The following is a 22,294-nucleotide window of genomic DNA, read 5'->3' as shown; positions in this document are numbered from 1 at the left end:
CGTGCGCGGCCCGCCGCGCGCCGTGTCCAACGCGCTGCGGCGCGTGCTTTGCCGGTCGTGGCCGCTGTGCGAAACTGAACCGGGGTCCGTGGGTCAACGCTCCGGGAGGCAGCCGTGCCCGCAAAGAAGTACATGACGTGGGCCGCGGTGGCCTTCGTCGCTTTCTACGTCATCAAGCAGCCGGACGGCGCGGCCCAGTCGGTGGAGAACGCGGCCAACGGCCTCGCGTCCGCCGCTGGTTCGCTGGCCACTTTCGTCAACGCGCTCGCCTGAGGCCGGCATGAGGCTCGTCACTCCCGGCGACTCCGCGCCGGCATCGGTCAACAAGTACCTGCTCCCCCACGAGAACCAGGTCATCACGGTCCGGCGGCACCCGGCCATCCTGATGGTCCCGGTCGGGCTCCTGCTCGGCGGGCTGATCATCGCGGGCGTGCTGACCAACACGGTCGCCAGCGACGCGGGCACCGCCATCAGCTGGATCTGGTGGGGCTGGCTGATCCTGCTCGCCTGGTTCGTCTGGCGCGTGGCGGAGTGGTCCGTCGACTACTTCGTCATCACCAACCAGCGGATGCTGCTCACCACCGGCCTGATCACGCGCAAGGTCGCGATGATGCCGCTGGCCAAGGTCACCGACATGAGCTTCAAGCGGACGATCGCGGGCCGCATGCTCGGCTACGGCGAGTTCATCCTGGAGTCCGCCGGCCAGGACCAGGCCCTCACCAACGTCGACTTCCTGCCCTACCCCGAGCAGCTCTACCTCGAAGTCTGCGAAATGATCTTCCCGAACAAGAACCCGGCGCCGGAGGAGAAGACGCTGCCCCCGCCCCCGCCGCCGCGCCGTCCCAAGGAGCCCAAGGAGCCCGAGGACGTCCCGACCGCCCCGCTGCCGAAGGACGGCCCCGGTCCCGAGGCCTGACTCGGAACTTACTCGGCGGTAATGTCCGGAAAACGCGGTGGACTGGTCAATATCGGCGGTGCCGGGGGTTCCGTACGGCCGGTCGGGATACCGTCGGCGAATGACAGTCGTCGCGACGGCGGGACGATCGGCCGGCCGAAACCGGCGCACCCCGGCCTTCCCCCGGTGCGCGCGCGGCGACCTGGGCCGGCCGCCCGGCCGGTCCCCACTTCCGCCGCATCATTGCCCTCGATGTGCGTTTACCCGCGATGTGCAATCATGTCGGCACCCCAGCCGCCTGTTTACTTCCGCTAAGTGAGTCCACATGCCGGGTCCAGGCAACGTCGGAGAACGCGTCCGCAACCTGCGGCTGACCAGACGCTTGTCGCAGGCGCAGCTCGCCGGTCACGACCTTTCCGACAGCTATATCTCCTTGATCGAGTCGGGAAAGCGCACGCCGACTCCGACCGTCCTGCGGATGCTGGCCGAGCGCCTCGGCTGCACCCCGGAGTACCTCGCCGAGGGCGTCGAGCCGGAGCAGCGCGCCCACCTGGAGGTCCGGGAGCGGCATGCGCACCTCGCGCTGCTGCGCGGCGACCCCGCGACGGCCGAGGCCGGGTTCGACGAGGTGATCGCCCGCAGCGACGACCCCGACCTGACCGCCCGCGCCCGCTGGGGCCGCGCCCGCGCCCTGGAGGAGATGGGCCGGACCGACCGGGCCATCGCGCTCTTCGAGGAGCTGCGCGAGCAGGCCGAACGCGACCCGGGCCGGGCGAGCTGGCTGCCCCCCGTGATCGCGCTCGCCCGGAGCTACCACACCGTCGGCGACCTGGGGCAGGCGATCGCGCTCGGTGAGCGCGCCCTCGAACGGCTGGACCAGCTCGGCCTCCACGCGGGACACGAATACACCGAGGCCGGGCGCATCCTGCTGCTCGCGTACGTGGATCGCTCCGACCCCGTGCGCGCCCACGAGCTGGGACGGCGCCTCCTCGGCCCGCGCGGCTCCACCGACACGGAGCCGGTGAGCGTCCACTACCAGCGGGCGAGCATGCGCGCCCTGGACGAGGGGACGGTCGGCGACTCCCTGTACCTCGCGGACCAGGCCCTGTCGGCACGCACCGACACCACCCCCACGCAGGCCCGCGCGCGCCTCGCCCTGGCCGGGGCCAAGGCGCTGCTGCGGGGCGTCATGCCGTTCTCCGCCGACGCGCCCGCCGACGTCGTGCCGCCCGGTGAGTTCGGCTTCGAACGCCCCCGCACGGAGGGCACGCGGGAGGCGGCGCGGGAGGCGCTCGAACTGCTGCGGGAGACCGAGAGCCTTGAGGGCGCCGAGGCGACCGAGCGGACCATCGCCCAGGCCCGCGCGCTGGTCCTGACCGGCGACCTGGGCGACGCCATCGCCACGCTCGAACAGTTCCTCGACACGGGCCTGGCCCTGGCCGCCCCGACGAGCAGCCACACCGCGGCCCCGCAACCCGGCACCGACCTGACCGTGCGGTCCCAGAAGACCGTCCTGGCCAGGCTCGTCCTGGCTCGCGCGCGTGTCGCGCAGGGCGACCGCCCGGCCGCCCGGGTCGTCCTGCGGGCCGCCTCGGAGCAGCTGGCCGCCATGCCCGCGGGCCGTCCCGTCGCGCACCTCTACCGCGAGCTGGGCGAGCTGCACGAACTCGTCCAGGACGCCGAGCAGGCCGCCACCGCCTACCGGCACGCCCTCGAAGCCGCCGGCCTGTCGACCTTCCCCTCGGCCTCCGACGCGAAGGCGCACGTCTGACCGTCCCGCGCGTCCGGGCGGAATAAAACCGGTCCGTCAGGTGTCCTATCATCGAAACATGGGATGACTGGCTGACTGGAGGTTTCGGGGTGACGCTGCGCACGGCACGCCGGTCGTCGCTGGTCGACCAGGTGATCGACCAGCTGAGGGACGAGATCGCCGGGGGCGGCTGGCCGGTGGGCGCCAAGATCCCGCCGGAGCCGGTGCTGTCGGAGACGCTCGGGGTCGGCCGCAACACCGTCCGCGAGGCGGTGCGGGCCCTCACCCACGCCGGTCTCCTCGAAAGCCGCCAGGGCGACGGCACGTACGTGCGCGCGACGAGCGAGCTGTCCGGGGCCGTCCGGCGACGCCTGGAAACGGCGGAACTCGTCGAGACCCTGGAGGTCCGGCGCGGGCTGGAGGTGGAGGCCGCCAGGCTCGCCGCCACCCGCCGCACGGACGCCGACATCGCCGCCATCGCGGTCGCCCTCGCGCGCCGCGACGCGGCCTGGGCGGCGGGCGAGCACGCGACCTTCGTCGAGGCGGACCTCGCCTTCCACACCGCGGTCGTCGAAGCCACCCACAACCGCGTCCTGACCGACCTCTACCACGACTTCAGCGCCGCGCTCCGGGCCAGCATCGGCGCGGCCGGCATCCTCCTGGAGCACGCCGACGTCCCGCACGGCCCCATCGCCGCCGCCATCGAAGCAGGCGACGCCGACGCCGCGACCCGGGCCACCCACGCCTGCCTGGACCAGATCCTCGCCTCCACGGCCTCGGCCGCCTCAGCGCCTGGAAGCCGTCCTGTGGCCGCGCAGGAGCATTGATGGGCTGACGACGCGCCAGTCCCCATACACGCACCAACCGCCACGTCCCTCGCCGCTCCCAGGGCGATGCGGAGCCACGGGCCGGTTGAGGGGGCGTGGCCGGGGGCTGCCCAGCCGGCTCCGATTCAGGCCGGCGCGAGACGAAGACCCGATGACGACAGAGATCGGGCGGGGTTCCCTCAAGGGGCTCACCGTCCGCCGAGCGTTGACGAACAGGTGAAATGAACAGCTCTCAGACGACCCCCGTTCCCCGCGCCGTGGCCGTGTGGTCGCTCGTCGGCCTGGTACTGCTCACGGTCAACCTGCGCGCCGCGATCACCGGCATCTCCCCGGTGCTCGGCGAGCTGCAGGAGCAGTTCGGGCTGTCCGGCGCCGAGGTCGGGATCCTCACCACGCTGCCGGTGCTGTGCCTCGGGGTGTTCGCGGCCGTGGCACCGGCGGCGGCGCGGCTGGCCGGCACCGAGACCGCCATCGCCGGATCCCTCGTGATGATCACCGCGGGCATCGTGCTGCGGGTGGTGGAGTCGCCGGTGTCGCTGTTCGTGGGAACGGTCCTGGCCGGCGCGGGGATCGCCCTGGGCAACGTCCTCCTGCCCGCCGTGATCAAGCGGGCGTTCCCGTCCCGGGTGGGGTCGCTGACCGGGCTCGCGATGATGCTGATGGCGGCCAGCGGCGCGGTCGCGGCCGGGCTCGCGGTGCCGCTGGACGAGGCGGGGGGCTGGCGGCTCGCCCTCGCCGTCTGGGCCGTCCCGTCGCTGGTCGCGGCCCTGGTGTGGGGACCGCTCGCGGTCAAGCGGCGCCGCGCCCCGGCCGCCCCGGCCGCCCCGGTCACGGCCCCGCACGCGGGAGGGTCCCTGCTCCGCTCCGCGGTGGCCTGGTACGTCGCCGCGTTCATGGGGCTGGTGTCGCTGATGTTCTACGTGCTGATGTCGTGGCTGCCGGAGATCATGCGGGACGCCGGGTATCCGCCCGCGGCCGCCGGGATGATGGTCTCCACGATGATGATCGTCGGGATTCCGCTCGGCTTCCTGGTCCCGGTGTTCGCCGCGCGCCTGGGCGACCAGCGTCCCCTCGTCGTCGCGGTCGTCGCCGTCATGGTGGCGGGCCTCGGCGGCCTGCTGCTCGTCCCCTCCGCCGGCTGGGTGTGGGTGGCCGTCCTCGGCGTCGGCACCGGCAGCGCGTTCCCGCTGGCCTACACGCTGCTCAGCCTCCGGTCGCCGAGCCCGTCCGCCGCCGCGCGGCTGTCCGGGATGGCGCAGACGGGCGGCTACCTCCTCGCCGCCACCGGACCGCTCGCGGTCGGCGTCCTGCACGAGGCCACGGGAGGGTGGAACGTTCCGCTCGTCCTGCTGCTGGTCCTGGTCGTGCCGGAGCTGGCCGTCGGACTGCTGGCGGCGCGCCCCGGGTTCGTCCGCACGTCCGGTCCGCGTGCTCCGCTGGTCGAGCCGAAGGAGCTGACCGCGGCCGAGCCCGCCCGCGCGCGCTGATCAGGTCAGGTCGACGGCGTCCAGGTCGAGGACGCGCGCGTGCAGGACCAGGCGCTGGTGCAGCGCCGCCCGGAGCGCCCGGTGCAGGCCGTCCTCCAGGTAGAGCTCGCCCTGCCACTGGACCACGTGCGGGAACAGGTCGCCGTAGAACGTCGAGTCCTTGGAGAGCAGCGACTGGAGGTCCATCTCCCGCTTCGTGCTGACGAGCTGGTCGAGGCGGACCTGGCGCGGCGGGATCTTGGCCCAGTCCCGGGACGAGAGACCGTGGTCCGGATAGGGCCTTCCATCACCCACCGCCTTGAAGATCACCCTACGAGTCTACGGCGTCGCCCTCCAGCCCGAGAAGGCAACGCAACAACACGCGTCACTCGGCTTGCCAGAGTTGGTAAACCAGTTACGCGGCAGCTCAACCAGCCGGTGACTAAGTACCGGACTTGACCCGCGGGTCATGGCTGCGGGGCGAATCGTCAGCGCTGGTCCCTCCAGACGTAGGCGGCGGGGAGCAGCTCCGCGATCGGAACGGCGCTCAGCGCGTCACCGGCGGCGATGATGACCCCGATGGACGGGAAGTAGTCGAGGAGGACCTGCCGGCAGCGCCCGCAGGGCGGCATCACGCCGCGGTCGCCGTCGCCCACCGCGACGATCGTGTCGAGGTGGTGAGCGCCCTGGCCGGCGGCGGTGCCGATGACGGCGAGTTCCGCGCACGGGCCCCCGGTGAAGTGGTACACGTTCATCGCGGTGACGATCCGCCCGTCCCGGGCGCGGGCCGCGGCGGCCACCGTGTGCCGGTCGCCCCGGGCGTGCACGGCCGCGACACGCGCTGCCGCCTCCACGAGTTCATGATCAACGATCATCGGCATCACCGCAGCGTACGGCGCGTCACCGCCGGGACGGCCGGTCGATTCGTCGTTTTTTCGTTGCCATTCAGCCATATCCCGCTCCAGCCATACGAGATACAGTCATCTCGTGAAGAACGTGGATGGCATCGATCGTCGGTTGCTCGAACTTCTTCAGCAGGACGCCACCCGGTCCTACGCCGCCCTCGGCACGGCCGTCGGCCTGTCGGCGGGCGCCGTCCACCAACGGGTACGCAAGATGCGCGAGCGGGGGATCATCCGCAGGACGAGCGTGGATGTCGAGCCCGCCGCCCTCGGGCAGGGCGTGCTGGCCTTCGTCATGATCGACTCGTCGGTCTGGATGGGCGAGCGCGCCGCCGACTTCGCCGCCATACCGGAGGTGCAGGAGGCCCACGTCGTCGCGGGAAAGGCGTCCGTCCTGGTCAAGGTGCGCACGTCCACGACGAGCAGGCTGCAGGACGTCCTACGGCGCCTCTACGACATCCAGGGAGTCAACGGCACCCACGCGACGGTCGTCCTGGAGACCTTCTTCGAACGCCCGGTCTCCCCCAACAGCCCGTGACGTGAAGGTCGAGGCCCCCGGTCCCTCGGTCGATCATGTGCCGATGACTCCGACCGTTGACGAGTCGTGGGACCGCATCCTGGACTGGCTGGCCCAACACGCCCCGGCCCATCGCCGGCAGCGGCGGCGGCGAGGACCTGTTCGTCGATCTCCGGTCTGGCCCCCGGCACGGGTGTGTGCGGGAGTTCGACAAGGTCTCCACCGACGGCGAACCGCGATGGGACAGCGTGACCGCCATGCTCGCCGACATCGCCGACGCACTCGAGAACCACAGCCCGATCGACGGATTCGACGCTTGGGCGGACGAGCACGGAGTCCTGATCTGGGAGTGAAACCCCATCGAGACCAGGGCTGGCGCTAAAAGCGCTGAGGGCGGCACCCGTTGGGAGCCGCCCTCGGAAGGTCTGCCTGGTGAGGCTTGGCGGAGGATGCGAGATTCGAACTCGCGAGCGCTTGCACGCAACACGCTTTCCAAGCGTGCGCCCTAGGCCACTAGGCGAATCCTCCACGGGAAAGCCTACCGGTTCTCGGGTAGTGACCTGACCTCAATTACGGCGGAGACCGGGATCGGGCCGTACACGTGCGGGAAGAGTTCGTCCCCGGCGGGCTCGTACCGTACAGGGGCCTCCAGGCGGGACACGTCGACGGCCAGCAGGACCAGGTCTTCCCGGGGGATGCCGCCGTAGAAGCGGCCCAGGACGCCGTTCACCTGCGCCATGTCGGACGAGCAGTGGATGAAGCCCTCCTCGTCCAGCGTCCGGCCCAGTGTCGACATCGAGTACGACACACCGGCGGCGCGGGCGGATTCCCAGTGGGTTCGTTCGGCGATGTGCAGGAGCGTGTCCCGGGGTGAGGCGGCCATGGGACGGAGACTACGCGGGAAGCATGGCAATCCAGGGTGGGGGATGCCATAGACTGTGGGAGGACCCCTCGCATGGCGTCACCCTGTGAACCTCCCCAGGGCCGGAAGGCAGCAAGGATAAGCAGGCTCTGGCGGGTGTGCGGGGGGTCCCTTGGTTTGACGGCGACCGGTTCACGGCGACCCTGCGCATCCGACGCTCTGCTTCTCGAGGGAGGGCGGACCCCCGATGAGTCTGGCTCTGTACCGCAAGTACCGGCCAGCGACGTTCGCCGAGCTGAAGGGGCAGGAGCACGTCGCCGAGCCCCTGCGGCAGGCGCTGCGCAACGGCCGGATCAACCACGCGTACCTGTTCAGCGGTCCGCGCGGCTGCGGCAAGACGTCCAGCGCCCGCATCCTCGCCCGCTCGCTGAACTGCGAGCAGGGCCCCACGCCCGACCCGTGCGGCAAGTGCGACTCGTGCGTCGCGCTCGGGCCGTCCGGGACGGGGCACATCGACGTGATCGAGATCGACGCCGCGTCCCACGGCGGCGTCGACGACGCCCGCGACCTGCGGGAGCGGGCCTTCTTCGCCCCGGTGTCGGCGCGCTTCAAGGTGTACATCATCGACGAGGCGCACATGGTCACCCGCGAGGGCTTCAACGCGCTGCTGAAGCTCGTGGAGGAGCCGCCGCCGCACCTGAAGTTCGTGTTCGCGACGACCGAGCCGGAGAAGGTCATCGGGACGATCCGGTCCCGGACGCACCACTATCCGTTCCGGCTGATCCCGCCCGGCGTGCTGCAGGAGCTCGTCGAGGAGATCCTGCGGAGCGAGGACGTCCCGTACGAGCCCTCCGCGCTGCCCCTGGCCGTGCGGGCGGGCGCCGGATCCGCGCGCGACACGCTGTCGATCCTGGACCAGCTTCTCGCCGGGTCCGACGAGAAGGGCATCACGTACGCGCGGGCCGTCTCGCTGCTCGGCTACACCGACTCGGCGCTGCTGGACGAGGTCATCGCGGCCTTCGCGGCCGGCGACGGCGCCGCCGTGTTCGCCGCGATCGACCGTGTGATCGAGAGCGGGCAGGACCCGCGCCGCTTCGCCGCCGACCTGCTCGAACGCGTCCGCGACCTGGTGATCCTGTCGAACGTCCCGGAGGCGGGCGGTTCGGGGCTGCTGAACGTCCCGCCGGACGAACTGGAGCAGATGCGGCGGCAGGCGTCCTCGATGGGGCCGGGGGAGCTGACGCGCGCGGCCGACCTGCTGCACACCGGCCTCACGGAGATGCGCGGTGCGACGTCCCCGCGCCTGTTGCTCGAACTGATCTGCGCGCGGATCCTGCTGCCGGCGGCCTACGAGGACGAGGCGTCCCTGCTCGCCCGCCTGGACCGCCTCGAACGCCAGGCCTCCCAGGGCGGATTCGGTGCCGGGCCGGGGGGCGGTCCCGATTCCGGCGTCGGCCCTCGTCCCAGCGCGGCGGCATGGTCGGGGCCGGGTGGCCCCGCACAGGGTGGCCCCGCACAGGGTGGCCCCGCACAGGGTGGTTCGGGGCAAGGCGGCCCAGGGCAAGACGGCCCAGGGCAAGGCGGTTCGGCGCAAGGCGGTTCGGCGCAAACGCGCGACGATGGCCCGGGACAAACGGGGGGAGAATACTCCCCGCCCTCCCAGGGGGGCGACCCCACTTCCAGTGTCAACCCCCGCTCCACCCCGGCGCCCGCCGAACAAGACTCTGTGGATAACCGTGGTGCCGCGCCCCACGCCGGTGCACCCGGTGCGGGTGCGCCCGGTGCGGGTGCACCCCATGTGGGGACGGCCCACGCGGGGACGTCCGGTGCGGGGACGTCCGGTGCGGGGACGTCCGGTGCGGGGACGTCCGCTCGTCCGGGACAGGCCCAGGCCCCGCCGGCTGCTTCGGCGCCGGGGGCCTCGGCTTCCGCGTCCGGCGGTGGGGTGGATTTCGGGGCCGTTCAGCGGCTTTGGCCGGACGTCGTCGAGGCCGTCAAGCAGAAGAGCCGCGCCACCTGGATGGTCATCATGTCCGGGGTGCAGCCGGTGTCGCTGGACGGGAAGGTCCTCACGCTCGGGTTCGACGCGGAGGGGCGCCGGCTGGGATTCGTCAACGGCGGGCGCGACGCCGTCCTCCGCGAGGTCTTCAAGGAGCGGATGGGCGTCGACTGGCGGATCGAGACCGTCGTCGGCGGGGCACCGGCCGGTCCCCCATCGGGGAGGCCGGGCCCTAGCAGCGGGTTCGGTGGAGCGGCGACACCGAACCCGGCACCGCAGCCGCGGTCCCCGGCCCGGCCGGCCGCGCAGCCGTCCGCGCCGGGGCCCGAAAGGTTCGAGAGGCCCGAAAGAGCAGAGCGCGCGCCCGAGCCGCCGCCCCCGCCGCCGGACGAGCCGCCGCCGCCCCCCGACCCCGGTCCCCTGGACGAGAGCGACGAAGTCGACCCGGAGGGGGACGCCGACGCCGACGGGATCGAGGCCGAGATGAACGGGATGGCGCTCATCGAGCGCGAGCTCGGCGGCCGGATCATCCGTGAGATCGACAACTCCTGAGATCGACAACTCCTAGGAAGAGGACCGGGGACCGCCGGTCCCGCGTATCGCATCGTGCGCCGAACCCGTAGTCTCGTGGGACGGACGTCCGGTGGCTGGCGGAGCGCCAGTGAGCAGGCCCTCGGGGGCCGGAAGAGGGAGTGCACCGTGGAACCCGGTGGTCAGCTGAACATGCAGGAACTGCTCCAGCAGGCGCAGGCCATGCAGGAGCAGCTCTTCAACGCGCAGCGCGAGCTTGCGGAGGCCGAGGTGACGGGGACCGCCGGCGGCGGGCTCGTCACCGCGACGGTCAACGGGCAGGGCGAGGTCACGGGCCTGTCGATCGACCCGAAGGCCATCGACCCGGGCGACCCGGCCGACACGGCGGAGACCATCGCCGACCTGGTGCTGGCCGCGATCCGCGACGCCGGCCGCGAGGCGCAGGAACTCCAGCAGGAGAAGATGGGACCGCTCGCCCAGGGCCTCGGCGGCCTGCCCGGCGGAGGCGGCCTCCCCGGTGGGGGCGGCGGCCTGCCCGGCGGTTTCCCGGGCCTCGGCGGCGGCCAGGGCGCCTGAGCGCAGCGACCAGGAAAGGAGGGGTCCGTTGTACGAAGGGGTGGTGCAGAACCTCATCGACGAGCTGGGCAGGCTGCCCGGCGTCGGCCCCAAGAGCGCGCAGCGGATCGCCTTCCACCTCCTCGCCGCCGATCCCGCCGACGTCGAGCGCCTCGGCAAGGCGCTCAAGGAGGTCAAGGACAAGGTCCGCTTCTGCAAGACGTGCGGAAACGTCGCGGAAGAAGAGGAATGCCGGATCTGCCGTGACGCCCGCCGCGATCCCCACATCATCTGCGTGGTTGAGGAGTCCAAGGACGTCGTCGCGATCGAGAAGACCCGCGAGTTCCGCGGCACCTACCACGTGCTCGGCGGCGCGATCAGCCCGATCGAGGGCGTCGGCCCCGACGACCTGCGCATCCGCGAGCTGATGCAGCGGCTCGCGGACGGGACGGTGACCGAGTTGATCCTCGCCACCGACCCCAACCTGGAGGGCGAGGCGACGGCGACGTACCTCGCCCGGCTCGTCAAGCCCATGGGCATCACCGTCACCCGTCTGGCCAGCGGCCTGCCGGTGGGTGGCGACCTCGAGTACGCCGACGAGGTGACGCTGGGCCGCGCATTCGAAGGACGGAGGCTGCTCGATGTCTGACACCAACAGCCCGCAGGACTGGAACGCTCTCGCCGAACGCGTGGCGTGCCACGTCGACAACTACCTCAACGGCCTGGAGGCGGTCGCCCGCGGCGACGGCGGGAAGCACACCATCCCGCTGCTGCTCCTGGAGGTGTCGCAGGTCATCCTGGCCGGCGCGCAGCTCGGCGCCAGCGCCGACGTGATCCTCCCGGACAACTGGGAGCCCGAGGTCGGCGACGACCCGGACCTCGACGCCGTCCGGCAGGGTCTCCGCGAGCGCCTCCAGGCCCTGGACGAGTACGTCGAGGTCTTCGACCCGTACAAGGACACCGAGCCCACCGCGTACCGCCTGTCGGACGACCTGGTCGACGTCGCCAGCGACCTCGTCCACGGGCTCCGCCACTACAACCAGGACCGTCCCCTGGAGGCCCTCTGGTGGTGGCAGTACTCCTACTTCAACCACTGGGGCAACCACGCCGGTGCCGCGCTGCGGGCCCTGCACGCCTTCGTGGCGAACTCCCGCCTGGACGTCTCCCCAGAGGTCGCGACGGCCTAGCCACCCTCGCCCCAGCCACCCCGCCCCAGCCGGACCGCATAGCCGGACCGTCCTGGCCGACCGTCCTAGCCGGACGCGTCCGCGTTCACCGACGCGCCCAGCGTCCAGGCGACGAGCTCGGCCGCCTTCTCAGGGTCCGGGCCGATCTGCCCGCCCGGCTCGGACGTCCACGCGTAAAGGCGCAGGTCGTCGTCCCAGGCGACGGTCGCCTCCTGCCCCCGGTACGCCACGTGCAGGACCGCTCCGTCGTCCGGCCGCGTCGCGGACACCTGCGGAGCGCGCCGCCGTAACGCCGCGTACAGCGAATGAAGCGGACCTCTGCGCACCCGCGGCAGCTCATCGAACGCGCCCATCGGCTCTCCCCTCGGCTCGGACATCCCGGCACACGTGCCCGCGGGCACGGGCGCGGCGGATCGCCGGCGGACGGCACGACCCGCGGCACCGCCCACCCCGTCGATACGTAGACGCTTTGCCCTACTTCCGGGTGGTCCGCCGAGAAGGCCGGAAACGCGGTGACATCTCCCACTCCGCCCGCCTGTCGAGCCGCCCCCGCGCAGAGCGCCTGGACGGGCGGCCGACGAAGATCAGCAGCGCCGGCCCGCGAACGCGGGCCGCCGTGGCCCCGCGGCAGCCCGCTGGCCGGCGCGCGCAGTGCACGGGTCTCAGAGCGCGGTGTGGCGAAGGCGTCGTGAGACGACCAGTTCGGTGGCGATGCCGAGCCCGGCGCGGACCAGCAGGAACGCCGCGAGGCCCCACACGTCCCACAGCAGCGCGGCGATGATCGGCCCGAGGGCCTCCCCGACCGACAGCGCGGTGTCGAGGGTCGCGACGACCCGGCCGGCCCGCGGCCCCGCGCGGCGCGCCGCCTGGGCCAGCAGGCTCCCCCAGGGCGGCCGGAACGCGGCGCGGCCCGCGACGTCCACGAGGCGGCCGGTCAGCAGGCCGGCGGCGGTCGGGAAGACCAGGTACAGCAGGGAGGACAGCGTGTTGGCGACCGCGCGCGCCCCGGTGAGCGGCATCGCGCCGAACCGGTCGGCGGCCAGGCCGGCGAGCGGGCCGACGACGAGCAGCACGAGCACGGACGCGGAGTAGATCCCCCCGATCTGCCCGGGGCTCAGGCCCGCGATCTCGGCGGCGAGCAGGGGGAAGAGCCCGTGGGTCATGTGGGCGGTCATCCCGGCGAGCAGGCCCAGCGCGCACAGCAGCCGCAGGCGGCTGTCGCGGAACACGCGGGATCCGGGGTCGGCCCGCCCCCGCGCCGGGTCCTTCACCAGCCGGACGGCGACCGGCTCCCCGGCCGCCGCCGTGTCCGCCGCCTTGCCCGCCGCCGTGTCCGGCGGTCGCGGTTCCGGGCGCGGAACCCAGCGCCACACCACGAGGACCGGGACGAAGGAGACGGCCACGACGAAGCCCCACAGCAGCCGGAAGTCGTTGCCGCTCATGGCCAGGAGGAGCCCGCCGAGCGCGCCCGCCGACACGGCGCCCAGGTCCTTCGCGCCGAACGAGATCGAGAAGGCCCGGCCGAGTTTCCGCGTGCCGGAGCCGGCCACGACGCTGATGGACGCCGGATCCCGCGCCGCCGACGCCGCCCCCTGGACCAGGCGCACCAGGTAGAGGGAGGCGGGCGTGGCGGCGGTGAACAGCAGCATCGACGCGACGAGCCGCACCGTCACCGCCGTCAGGTAGCCGCGCCGGGCGCCCCACCGGTCCACCGTCCATCCCATGAAGGGCTTGACGATCAGTTCGACCAGCGGCTTCATCGCGACGAGCACGCCGATCTCGGCCAGCGACATGCCCAGCTGCCGGGCGTAGAGCGGCATCGCGAAGATCACCACGCCGAAGGCCAGCCGGGTCGTGAAACCCTCCACGACGACGGCCCGCAGCGCGTGGTCGGGCGGGGAGCCGCCCGTCCGGAAGACCCTCGGCACGCTCATGGCGCGCGTCCCCGGCCCGCGACGGCGAGGGCGGCGTCGGCGACCCAGCCGGCGGCGTCCGGCACCCCGCGGAAGCCGGGGAAGGTGTTGACGTCGACGATGACGGGGCCGTTCGCGCAGGTCACGACGTCGATGCCCCAGCAGACCAGCCCGCACGCCTCGGCCGTCCGCAGGCCGAGCCGCACCAGCGACGGGTCCGGGTCGGGGACGGGGACGCGCGGCACGTCCGGGCATCCGGGCTCGACGCGGACCCGCAGGACGGCTGCCCGGTCGTCCACGCCGCACACCTTGTAGTCGAAGCCGGGCCCGTCGATGACGTCCTGCACGAGCCAGGGTCCGCCGCCCGCCGGGTGCTCTCCCGGGTAGAGGGTGCCGGCGTCCCGGCCCAGGCGGCCGCGCAGCGGTTTCACGAACCGGGGCCTTCCGGCCGTCCGGAGCAGTTCCGCCACCGCGCCGGCGTCGGCCGCCACAGTCGTCGGGGGGACCGGCAGCCCCGCCCGTTCGAGCAGGGCCAGCGACCGGATCTTGTCGATGGCGCGCAACGTCGCGGGGAGGGCGTTGAGGCAGGCGCCGCCCGCGTCGGCCACGGCCCCCGCCGCGCACAGCACCGCCGGGTCGCCGCCCTTGATGAGGTACACGTCGGCCTCCGGCAGGTCCGAGGGCTCCCACGGGACGGTCGCGTCGAAGGACGTGAGGCCCCCGCCGCGTGCGGTCAGGGCCGCGCCGAGCGGGCGCAGCAGCGGGTTGCGGGTCGCGTCCGACCCGGCCTCGACCAGGACGCAGACCCGCACCCCGCTCATCGGGGCACCGTCTCTGGGCGAGGGTCGCTCAAGCCGGGCACGCCGCGCAGGGACGGTGGGAACCACGGGCCGCCGTCGGCGTATCGGAAGCCGCGGTAGCAGTCGGCGACCGCGGTCGCGAACCCGTCATCGGCGTCCAGGCCGCACACGCCGGTCAGCACCGCGGGCGCGCCTCGCGCGTCCAGCAGCCGGCGCAGCCGGCGCGCCGACGTGTCGGCCGCCAGCACCGCCCCGTCGCCGTACCCGTACAAAAGCACGGCGGCGACGCCGAGCACGAAGGGGGCCAGGCCGCGCGGGGCGGTCCGGCCGAGGAGGGCGACCGGCCCGAGCAGCCGGTCGCCGGGCGCGAGCTTGCGGATCGGGTCGCGGGCCACCCGGACGACGGGGTCGGCGAGTTCGGCGTTGCCGTAGCGGGCGAGCACGTCGGCCACGGGAGCGTGCACGTCGGCGACGAGGTCCGGCGCGTGTCCCGGGCACAGGCACGGGTGGGCGGCGAGGACGGCGCGCCGGGCCGCGAGCAGCGCACCGGTCACGACCGGCCGGACGAACGGGTCGCGGATCGCCGTGTCGATGGTGCGGTGGCCGCGCAGCCAGCCGAGGTAGGCGGTGAACGCGTGGCCCGTGTTGAAGACGAACAGCTTCTCGCGCAGCCGCGCGCCGAACTCGCAGGTGACGTGCACGCCCGGCAGCGCGGGCGGCGCCAGGTGCAGCGGGAGGGCGTCGACGTCCAGCCGCCGGGCGGCGTCCCCGACGAACTCCGGCACCCCCGGTTCGTGCCAGCTGCCGCGGCTGACGGCCACCCGGGCGACCGCCCCGGCGATCCCGAGCGGGGGCAGCGGCGTCCCGCCGGCCTCCGCGGTGCCGGCGAGCGCTCCGCGCACCCGGCGGGCGCAGTCGGCGTTCCCCACCACCCACACGTCCAGCGGCCGGCCCCGGCGGGCGGCGAGCCCGGGGACCAGATGCCGCGCCACCTCCGCGACCTTCCCCTCGCCCACGCTGAGCACGACCAGGTCCGCGCTCGTGACCGCCCGATCCATTTCCGCCGTGCCCACCGCCGCGGCGGCGACGCCGCGGATTTCCTCCGGCGGCTCCCCGGTCACCCGCACCCGCCAGCCGCCGGCCGATCGGATGCGGCCGGCGGTGTCACGGGTCCGGCAGCCGAGCAGCACCTCGTGCCCCGCCTCCAGGAACAGGGGGACCAGGTACCCGCAGCCCAGCTTCCCGGAACCGACGATCACTACGCGCATGGCTGCGCCCCCCTTCAAGGTGGCCGAGCAGGTGGTCGAAGACGAGGCCGGCGGCGCCGGGGACGCCCTTGAACCCCGGGAAGGCGTTGACATCGACGATCACCGGCCCGTCCGTGCCGCCCATCATGTCGACGCCGTAGGCGCACAGCCCGAACACGCGCCCGGCGCCGAGCGCCAGGTCCGCCATCTCGGCGTCCGGAGGCAGCGGGCGGCCCAGCTTCTCGGCGAGAGACCGGGCCGGCCAGCGGCGCAGGGTCCCGTGGACGTGCGGCCCGACCACGAACAGCTTGCGGTCCCACCCGTCGCCGGGGATCCGGTCCTGGACGAGCCAGGGCCCAGGGCCGCGGGCCGGGAAGGCGTCCCCCTGATCGAGGAGCGTCACCCCCTCACCGCGGCTGCCCAGCGGCGTCTTCACCACCACCGGCCGGCCGGCGGCGATGGCCGCCACCGCCCGCGGATCGTCGACGACCCGCGCCGGCGGCACCGGGAGGCCGGCCGCGGCGAGCCGCCGCCAGGTCTCCACCCGGTCGGCGACCGTCGCCGTGGCCGCCGGCGCGTTGCACCAGGCGGCCTCCGCCGGGGCGCTCGCGCGCGCCGACGCCGCCGTGGCGGGATGGACCGACCGCAGGATGACCAGGTCGGCCCGGGCGAAGACGGCCCCCGGCAGGTCCGGCGCGTCCTGCCAGGTCTCGATGTGAGCGCCCAGCGCGCGGAACTCCGCGAGCACCTTCCAGACGATGGAGTGGGGCGTCGGCTTCTTGCCGTGGACCAGGACGACCCGCACCCCGGTTCTGATCGTGGTCAAGACGGAACCACCTCCGCGAGACGGGACTCGACGAGGTCGGCGACGGCGTCGGGAGCCTCCGCGATCCCCGTGTAGTTCGGAAAGTCGTTGACGTCGACGACCAGCGGCCCGCCGGGGGACGGCAGCACGTCCACGCCGTACAGCTCCAGCCCGAAGGCGTCACGGCAGGCGAGAGCGAGCCCCCGCAGCTCTTCGGTGACCGGCACGGGCTCGGGCTCGTCCCACGGCCCCGGCGCGAGCAGCGGCGAGGGCCGCCGCACCGCCCACACCTCCATGCCCGCCCCGTACAGCTTGACGTCGACCCCTGCCACGTCGACGTAGTGCTGGGCGAGGACCATGCCGTCGGGCCAGGGCAGCCGCTCCAGATCGCGCGGGGAGTCCACCCGGACGATCCCGGCGCCGTTGTCGCCGTAGGGCGGCTTCAGCAGCAGCGGCCACGCCGCGGCGGGAAGGCCGGCCAGCGAGGCCGGCCGGTCGGTGAGGAACGTCCGAGGGGCGGGCACCCCGGCGCGGGCGAGCAGCAGCGCGGCGTGCGGCTTGTCGCGCACCGCCTGGATCGCCTCCCAGCGGTTGACCGTGCGGACACCGTCGAGCTGCGCGCGGCGCAGCAGCGACAGCGCGAACGGGTCCCGGGTGCGCGGCACGACGAGATCACCCGGCCGCGGCGCCGGCGGGCCCCGCCGCACGCCCCGCACCGCGCCGCCGTCGGCCCGCACCTCGGTGACGAGCCGATCAACCGGGGCCGCCACGACCGGCACCCCGCGACCGCGCAGCGCGGCCACGAGGGCGCGCGGCATGAGCTGACCCAGATAGCGCGAGTCGGTGAGCACGAGCACGCGTTTCATCGACCACCCCTCTCTCAGCGGCTCACGTGAAGGCGGGCTGAAGGCGGACCGTCCGGGACATGTCCTCCGTCCGAACGCCAGGCAAAGAGGAAAGTCCAACAGTCAGCCTGTGCCGCCCACGTGAAGCCAGCGTGAAAGGGGCGTGAGCGTTCTCTCACGCTCGACTGATCAGGGCTCTGACCAAAATGAGGGAAGATAGCGAGAAGGGGGATCGGGACGTGCCGCTCAGCCGCACCGGTACCCCATGCCGCGGAGCGTTTCGATCACGCCGGGCCCGAGTTTGCGCCGCAACCGTCCGATGTAGACCGCCACGACGTTCGAACAGGGGCCCACGTCGGGGCCCCAGACATGGTCGAGAATCTGTTCCTGGGAGACCACCTGTCGCGGGTGCCGCAGCAGCAGGTCGAGCAGGGCGAACTCCCTCGCACTGAGATCCACCGTGTGCCCGGCGGGCGTCCGCGCCCGGCGGGTGCGCAGGTCGAGCGTCAGCCCGTCGACGCTGAGGGCGGTGGGCGCCGCCACCGCGCCGTGCGCGGTGCGGAGCCGGAGCCGGATCCGCGCCAGCAGTTCATCGAACCGGAACGGCTTGGTCATGTAGTCGTCCGCCCCGCCGTCCAGGCCCGCGACGGTGTCGCCGACCGTGGTGCGCGACGTCAGGATGATCACGGGGAGGGTGGCTCGCGCCGCGCGGATCCGCCGGAGCACGTCGAAGCCGTCGCGGCCCGGAAGCCCGATGGTGAGCACGAGAAGGTCGTATTCGCCGGACAGGGCGTGCCTGAGCGCCGTGTCGCCGTCGGCGACGACGGTCGGGTGAAAGCCATGGGTGCGCAGTCCCTTGTGGATGAACCGGGCGATGCGTTCATCGTTCTCAGAGATCAGGATTCTGTTCATGGCCGTCTCCCCGTCTCGGTCCGGTCGTCACTCCTCGCCAAGGAGAGCGACCATGGTTTACCCCCGGCCGCCGAAATCAATTCCCTCGGCACCGTCGATTTCATTTGGCTACGCCTTTTGTGCCGTTGATGGACGGATATTGCCCGAGGATGGCCTGGCCGGGTAAAGGGGTTGCCCTTTTCGGGGACTTCGCGGATCCGCGGACGGTGGCGGCGCCGCATCGAGCAGGTCCGCCCGCGCTCCAGGCCGTCCAGGTCGGATCGAGGAACCGCGAAACGTCGTGGTGACCGCCTATACTCGTGCTTCGGACCATGAGCACGCACACACCACCGTCAACGGACGCCTCCGCCGAGTTGCTTGAGGCGTTCAAGGCGCTGGCCAACCCCGTCCGGCTGCGGATGCTCCAGTGGCTGCGGGACCCGCGGGAGCACTTCCCGGTGGAGACCGGGATCGCCGACCCCGACGAGGTGGGCGTGTGCGTGAGTCACATCCAGGCCAAGACCGGGCTGGCGCAGTCGACCGTCTCGTCCTACATGGCGGCGCTGGAGCGGGCGGGGCTGGTCATCTCGACGCGCGTCGGCAAGTGGACGCACTACAGGCGGGACGAAGAGCGCATCGCCCGTCTCGTCGAAGCGCTCGGACGCTCCCTCTAGCCGCGAGGCGAACCTGCGATCAAAGCCCCGCCGGACCATACATATCGAAATTATGCGATACTTCGATTCGTAAGCCGGGACGACGATCAGGAGGGTGATCATGGGCGCGATCGAGGGAATGGACCTGGGGCGCTACGGGATCTGGACGTTCGACTTCGAGGAGCAGCCCGCGAGCCTGATCCGGGAGTCCGTCCAGGAGTTGGAGGAGGCCGGCTGGCCGGCGGTCTGGATCCCGGAACGGGACGGGCGGGAGGCGATGACGCACGCCGGCTTCCTGCTCGCCTCCACCGAGCGCATCGCCGTCGTCAACGGCATCGCGCGGATCTGGTCGCGCGGAGCCCTCTGGACGCGGGGAGCGGCCTGGCTCCTGGCCGACGCCTACCCCGGACGGCACCTGCTCGGCCTCGGGTTCGGGGGCGAGCCGCACGCCGAGACGACCCCGCTGCGGGCGATGAGCGCGTACCTGGACGAGATGGACGCGACGGCGAACGCCAACCCCGAGCCGGCGGCGCCCGTCCGCCGGGTGCTGGCGGCCTACGGGCCGAAGATGCTGGCGATGGCGCGCGACCGGTCCGCGGGCGCCCACACGTACCACGTGACCGTGGAGCACACGGCGCGGGCGCGCGAGGTGCTCGGCAAGAGGCCGTTCCTCGGCGTCGAGCAGGCGGTGCTCTTCGAGAGCGACCCGGGCAGGGCGCGGGAGATCGCAAGGGAGCACCTCAGCGGATACCTGAAGGAGAAGTACAACGTCGCGAAGTTCCTCCGCCTCGGGTACACCGAGGACGACGTCCGCGAGGGCAGTGACCGGCTCGTCGACGACCTGGTGGTCTGGGGCGACCTCGACGCGATCGTCCGCAGGCTGAACGATCACCTCGGCGCCGGCGCCGACCACGTCGGCGTCCAGGTCATCGGAGTCGAGCCCGGCCGGACGGCCATGCCCCAGTGGCGGCGCCTGGCCGAGGCGCTCGTGCCCGGGCCGGGGCCGTGTAGCGGCCCCGGCCCGGCGACGCTGAGTTACCTGGTCGTGATCCATCGGTGCGGGCTCTGTAGACTCGTCGTCCGGAACGCCTGACCCCGATCCGAGGAGCGCCCGCTCGTGGCTCTTGTCGTGCAGAAGTACGGTGGCTCCTCCGTCGCCGACGCCGATGGCGTCAAGCGGGTCGCCCAGCGCATCGTCGCAACGAAGAAGGCGGGCAACGACGTGGTCGTCGTGGTCTCCGCCATGGGCGACACGACGGATGATCTCATCGATATGGCCAAGCAGGTCAGCCCGCTGCCGCCGGGCCGCGAGCTGGACATGCTGCTCACCGCGGGCGAGCGCATCTCGATGGCCCTGCTCGCCATGGCCATCGCGAACCTGGGCCACGAGGCCCGCTCGTTCACCGGCTCCCAGGCGGGCGTCATCACCGACGGCTCGCACGGCAAAGCCAAGATCATCGACGTGACGCCGGGACGGATCCGGACCGCGCTGGACGAGGGCTCGATCTGCATCGTGGCCGGGTTCCAGGGCGTCTCCCAGGGCACCAAGGACATCACCACGCTCGGCCGCGGCGGGTCCGACACCACCGCGGTGGCGCTCGCCGCGGCGCTGGACGCCGACGTCTGCGAGATCTACTCCGACGTCGACGGGGTCTTCACCGCCGACCCGCGCATCGTGCCCGCCGCCCGCAAGATCCCGAAGATCTCCTACGAGGAGATGCTGGAGATGGCGGCGAGCGGCGCGAAGATCCTGCATCTGCGCTGCGTGGAGTACGCGCGCCGGTACAACATCCCGATCCATGTGCGCTCCTCCTTCAGTCAGAAGGAGGGCACGTGGGTCGTCGACAGCAGTGAGATCGAGGGACAGGACATGGAGCAGGCGATCATCTCCGGCGTCGCGCACGACCGGAGCGAAGCCAAGATCACCGTGGTCGGGGTGCCGGACAAGGTCGGCGAGGCCGCCACGATCTTCACGGTGCTGTCCGACGCGGAGATCAACATCGACATGATCGTGCAGAACGTGTCGGCGGCGTCCACCGGGCGGACCGACATCTCGTTCACGCTGCCGTCCACCGACGGGCAGAGCGCGCTGACCGCGCTGAACAAGGTCAAGGAGCGGATCGGGTTCGAGTCGCTCCGCTACGACGACCGGATCGGCAAGGTGTCGCTGATCGGCGCCGGGATGCGCTCGCACCCGGGCGTCACCGCGACGCTGTTCGGCGCGATCGCCGAGGCCGGCGTGAACATCGAGATGATCTCCACCTCGGAGATCCGGATCTCCGTCGTCGTCGCGCAGGACGACATCGACACCGCGGTCGCCGCCGCGCACCACGCCTTCGACCTGGACTCCGACCAGGTCGAGGCCGTCGTCTACGGCGGCACCGGCCGCTGACGTTCCGCGGGGCCGCGCGGGCGATCCCGTCCCGCGCGGCCTTTTGCGTCGCCCGACTCAGACCCGCGTCGCCGCCGGTGGGAGCATCCCGTCCGGGAACCGGTCGCGGATCGCGGTAGTTCTGAGGATGTGAGTGCGACGATGGACTCGGATTCCGGACGTCCGGCCCTCGCGGTCGTGGGCGCGACCGGGGCGGTCGGCTCGGTGATGCGCCATCTGCTGTCCACCCGCCGGGACGTGTACGGGGAGATCCGGCTCGTGGCGTCGGAACGTTCCGCCGGGCGGCCGCTCCAGGTGCGCGGCGAGGACGTGCCGGTGGCCCCGCTGACCCCCGAGGTCTTCGACGGCGTCGACGTGGCGATGTTCGCCGTGCCGGACGCGGTCGCCGCCGAGTGGGCGCCGGTCGCGGCGTCCCGCGGCGCCGTCGCGGTCGACGGCTCCCGCGCGTTCCGGACGAGACCGGACGTGCCGCTCGTCGTCCCCGAGGTGAACCCGGAGCGGGTGCGGGACCGCCCGCGCGGCATCGTCGCCGGCCCCGGCTGCGCGACGCTGTCGATGATCGTGGCGATCGGCGCGCTGCACCGCCGGTACGGGCTGAAGGAGCTGGTCATCGCGTCCTACCAGGCGGCGTCCGGGGCGGGCCGGGCCGGCAGCGACACCCTGTACGGGCAGCTGGAGAAGGTCGGCGGCGACCGGGCGCTCGGCAACCGGGCGGGCGACATCCGCGGCGTCGTCGGCGAGCTCGGCCCGTTCCCCGCGCCGCTCGCGATGAACGTCGTGCCGTGGACGGGGACGCAGGCCGACGGCGGCTGGACGTCCGACGAGGTCGGCCTGCGCGACGAGACCCGCAAGATCCTCGGCCTGCCGGGGCTGCGGGTCGCGGCGACCTGCGTGCGGGTGCCGGTGATCACCGGTCACTCGATGGCCGTCCACGCGGTGTTCGAGGAGCGGACCGGCCGCGGGGAGGCGCAGGACGTCCTCGCCCGGTCGGCCGGGGTCGTGCTGTGCGACAACCCGGACACGCGCGAGTTCCCGACCCCGTCCGACGTCGCGGGCACCGACCCGACCTGGGCCGGGCGCGTCCGCCGTTCCCTGGACGACCCGTACGCGCTCGACCTGTTCCTCAGCGGCGACAACCTGCGCAAGGGCGCCGCGCTCAACACCGCGCAGACCGCCGAGCTGATCGCCGCCGAACTCGCCGGCTGAGCGGGGGTGGCGCGATGCCGGTCCCGTCTGGGTATACCGTTCCCGGACGCG

The 22,294-nt window shown here is 72.8% G+C and carries 24 protein-coding genes, 1 tRNA gene, 1 other RNA gene and 1 pseudogene; 16 read left to right on the top strand and 11 right to left on the bottom strand.

All coding sequences use genetic code 11. The annotated features are described in order from the left end of the window. Positions 1–114 precede the first annotated feature (114 nt). The 5 genes and pseudogenes from BM339_RS50390 (at position 115) to BM339_RS40410 (ending at position 4,959) form a co-directional block, all read left to right on the top strand. Entirely contained in the window at positions 115–273 is a 159-nt protein-coding gene (locus BM339_RS50390; RefSeq protein WP_162531663.1) for a hypothetical protein, read from the top strand. A gap of 7 nt (positions 274–280) precedes the next feature. Beyond that, positions 281–790: pseudogene (locus BM339_RS40425) on the top strand (PH domain-containing protein); the annotation flags it as partial. A 430-nt stretch (positions 791–1,220) separates the two neighbouring features. Then, positions 1,221–2,666, top strand: coding sequence for a helix-turn-helix domain-containing protein (locus BM339_RS40420; protein WP_024934427.1), 1,446 nt, complete (start codon positions 1,221–1,223; stop codon positions 2,664–2,666). Between the two features lie 89 nt (positions 2,667–2,755). Then, positions 2,756–3,472: a FadR/GntR family transcriptional regulator gene (locus BM339_RS40415; RefSeq protein WP_021594666.1), complete on the top strand. Its 717-nt coding sequence runs from the start codon at positions 2,756–2,758 to the stop codon at positions 3,470–3,472. Between the two features lie 221 nt (positions 3,473–3,693). Further along, positions 3,694–4,959, top strand: a complete 1,266-nt coding sequence (locus BM339_RS40410) for a CynX/NimT family MFS transporter (RefSeq protein ID WP_075024285.1) — start codon at positions 3,694–3,696, stop codon at positions 4,957–4,959. On the opposite strand, the gene BM339_RS40405 is transcribed toward BM339_RS40410, so the two are convergent. Both BM339_RS40405 and BM339_RS40400 read right to left on the bottom strand, forming a co-directional pair. Then, the gene (locus BM339_RS40405) at positions 4,960–5,268 is read right to left on the bottom strand and encodes a type II toxin-antitoxin system VapB family antitoxin (RefSeq protein WP_021598851.1); all 309 of its coding nucleotides are present in this window, start codon (positions 5,266–5,268) and stop codon (positions 4,960–4,962) included. It abuts the gene before it with no gap. Between the two features lie 158 nt (positions 5,269–5,426). Beyond that, the gene (locus tag BM339_RS40400) at positions 5,427–5,819 is read right to left on the bottom strand and encodes a cytidine/deoxycytidylate deaminase family protein (RefSeq protein ID WP_075024284.1); all 393 of its coding nucleotides are present in this window, start codon (positions 5,817–5,819) and stop codon (positions 5,427–5,429) included. A gap of 106 nt (positions 5,820–5,925) precedes the next feature. On the opposite strand from BM339_RS40400, the gene BM339_RS40395 reads away from it, so the two are divergent. After that, positions 5,926–6,378: an Lrp/AsnC family transcriptional regulator gene (locus tag BM339_RS40395; protein WP_235206317.1), complete on the top strand. Its 453-nt coding sequence runs from the start codon at positions 5,926–5,928 to the stop codon at positions 6,376–6,378. 176 nt (positions 6,379–6,554) lie between these two features. Beyond that, the gene (locus BM339_RS50385; protein ID WP_177287899.1) at positions 6,555–6,710 is read left to right on the top strand and encodes a hypothetical protein; all 156 of its coding nucleotides are present in this window, start codon (positions 6,555–6,557) and stop codon (positions 6,708–6,710) included. Positions 6,711–6,797: 87 nt separating this feature from the next. Here BM339_RS50385 and BM339_RS40390 read toward each other — a convergent pair. Continuing rightward, positions 6,798–6,885: transfer RNA gene (locus BM339_RS40390), tRNA-Ser, on the bottom strand. A gap of 10 nt (positions 6,886–6,895) precedes the next feature. Then, on the bottom strand, positions 6,896–7,240 hold the full coding sequence (locus BM339_RS40385) for a DUF952 domain-containing protein (protein ID WP_024934430.1): 345 nt from the start codon (positions 7,238–7,240) through the stop codon (positions 6,896–6,898). A gap of 59 nt (positions 7,241–7,299) precedes the next feature. On the opposite strand from BM339_RS40385, the gene ffs reads away from it, so the two are divergent. The 5 genes from ffs (at position 7,300) to BM339_RS40360 (ending at position 11,491) form a co-directional block, all read left to right on the top strand. Then, positions 7,300–7,395: signal recognition particle sRNA small type (ffs, locus tag BM339_RS40380), an RNA gene on the top strand. A 71-nt stretch (positions 7,396–7,466) separates the two neighbouring features. Continuing rightward, positions 7,467–9,770, top strand: a complete 2,304-nt coding sequence (locus tag BM339_RS40375) for a DNA polymerase III subunit gamma and tau (RefSeq protein ID WP_075024283.1) — start codon at positions 7,467–7,469, stop codon at positions 9,768–9,770. Positions 9,771–9,917: 147 nt separating this feature from the next. Further along, complete coding sequence (locus tag BM339_RS40370) at positions 9,918–10,325, top strand: YbaB/EbfC family nucleoid-associated protein (RefSeq protein WP_024934432.1); 408 nt, start codon at positions 9,918–9,920, stop codon at positions 10,323–10,325. A gap of 28 nt (positions 10,326–10,353) precedes the next feature. After that, positions 10,354–10,953 carry a recombination mediator RecR gene (gene recR, locus BM339_RS40365; RefSeq protein WP_021598842.1) on the top strand — a complete coding sequence of 200 codons (600 nt, stop codon included), beginning with the start codon at positions 10,354–10,356 and terminating at the stop codon, positions 10,951–10,953. Then, positions 10,946–11,491: a DUF5063 domain-containing protein gene (locus tag BM339_RS40360; protein ID WP_021598841.1), complete on the top strand. Its 546-nt coding sequence runs from the start codon at positions 10,946–10,948 to the stop codon at positions 11,489–11,491. The genes recR and BM339_RS40360 overlap by 8 nt, the downstream gene beginning before the upstream one ends. A gap of 65 nt (positions 11,492–11,556) precedes the next feature. On the opposite strand, the gene BM339_RS40355 is transcribed toward BM339_RS40360, so the two are convergent. From BM339_RS40355 to BM339_RS40325, 7 genes are all read right to left on the bottom strand, one after another. Continuing rightward, the gene (locus BM339_RS40355) at positions 11,557–11,844 is read right to left on the bottom strand and encodes a hypothetical protein (RefSeq protein ID WP_021598840.1); all 288 of its coding nucleotides are present in this window, start codon (positions 11,842–11,844) and stop codon (positions 11,557–11,559) included. A 309-nt stretch (positions 11,845–12,153) separates the two neighbouring features. Beyond that, complete coding sequence (locus tag BM339_RS40350) at positions 12,154–13,425, bottom strand: MFS transporter (protein ID WP_143118791.1); 1,272 nt, start codon at positions 13,423–13,425, stop codon at positions 12,154–12,156. Continuing rightward, on the bottom strand, positions 13,422–14,225 hold the full coding sequence (locus BM339_RS49230) for an ATP-grasp domain-containing protein (RefSeq protein WP_143118790.1): 804 nt from the start codon (positions 14,223–14,225) through the stop codon (positions 13,422–13,424). The genes BM339_RS40350 and BM339_RS49230 overlap by 4 nt, the downstream gene beginning before the upstream one ends. After that, positions 14,222–15,472 carry a mannitol dehydrogenase family protein gene (locus BM339_RS40340; protein ID WP_177287898.1) on the bottom strand — a complete coding sequence of 417 codons (1,251 nt, stop codon included), beginning with the start codon at positions 15,470–15,472 and terminating at the stop codon, positions 14,222–14,224. Before BM339_RS40340 ends, BM339_RS49230 begins: the two co-directional genes overlap by 4 nt. Continuing rightward, a complete protein-coding gene (locus BM339_RS40335; RefSeq protein WP_083598450.1) occupies positions 15,369–16,277 on the bottom strand; it encodes an ATP-grasp domain-containing protein in 909 nt (302 codons plus the stop codon). Before BM339_RS40335 ends, BM339_RS40340 begins: the two co-directional genes overlap by 104 nt. Then, the gene (locus tag BM339_RS40330) at positions 16,274–17,122 is read right to left on the bottom strand and encodes an ATP-grasp domain-containing protein (protein WP_083598441.1); all 849 of its coding nucleotides are present in this window, start codon (positions 17,120–17,122) and stop codon (positions 16,274–16,276) included. Before BM339_RS40330 ends, BM339_RS40335 begins: the two co-directional genes overlap by 4 nt. A gap of 225 nt (positions 17,123–17,347) precedes the next feature. Next, on the bottom strand, positions 17,348–18,013 hold the full coding sequence (locus BM339_RS40325) for a response regulator transcription factor (protein WP_021597093.1): 666 nt from the start codon (positions 18,011–18,013) through the stop codon (positions 17,348–17,350). A gap of 311 nt (positions 18,014–18,324) precedes the next feature. Here BM339_RS40325 and BM339_RS40320 point away from each other — a divergent pair, with 311 nt between their 5' ends. The 4 genes from BM339_RS40320 (at position 18,325) to BM339_RS40305 (ending at position 22,243) form a co-directional block, all read left to right on the top strand. Next, a complete protein-coding gene (locus BM339_RS40320) occupies positions 18,325–18,666 on the top strand; it encodes an ArsR/SmtB family transcription factor (RefSeq protein WP_021597092.1) in 342 nt (113 codons plus the stop codon). 100 nt (positions 18,667–18,766) lie between these two features. Further along, positions 18,767–19,738: a TIGR03620 family F420-dependent LLM class oxidoreductase gene (locus tag BM339_RS40315; protein ID WP_218163889.1), complete on the top strand. Its 972-nt coding sequence runs from the start codon at positions 18,767–18,769 to the stop codon at positions 19,736–19,738. Positions 19,739–19,762: 24 nt separating this feature from the next. Continuing rightward, positions 19,763–21,037 carry an aspartate kinase gene (locus BM339_RS40310; RefSeq protein ID WP_024934438.1) on the top strand — a complete coding sequence of 425 codons (1,275 nt, stop codon included), beginning with the start codon at positions 19,763–19,765 and terminating at the stop codon, positions 21,035–21,037. Between the two features lie 141 nt (positions 21,038–21,178). Then, positions 21,179–22,243 carry an aspartate-semialdehyde dehydrogenase gene (locus tag BM339_RS40305; protein ID WP_075024277.1) on the top strand — a complete coding sequence of 355 codons (1,065 nt, stop codon included), beginning with the start codon at positions 21,179–21,181 and terminating at the stop codon, positions 22,241–22,243. Positions 22,244–22,294: the final 51 nt, after the last annotated feature.

Origin of the sequence: Actinomadura madurae (assembly GCF_900115095.1) — a bacterium.
GTDB lineage: Bacteria > Actinomycetota > Actinomycetes > Streptosporangiales > Streptosporangiaceae > Spirillospora > Spirillospora madurae.
This window is presented reverse-complemented; position numbering and strand designations above follow the sequence as displayed.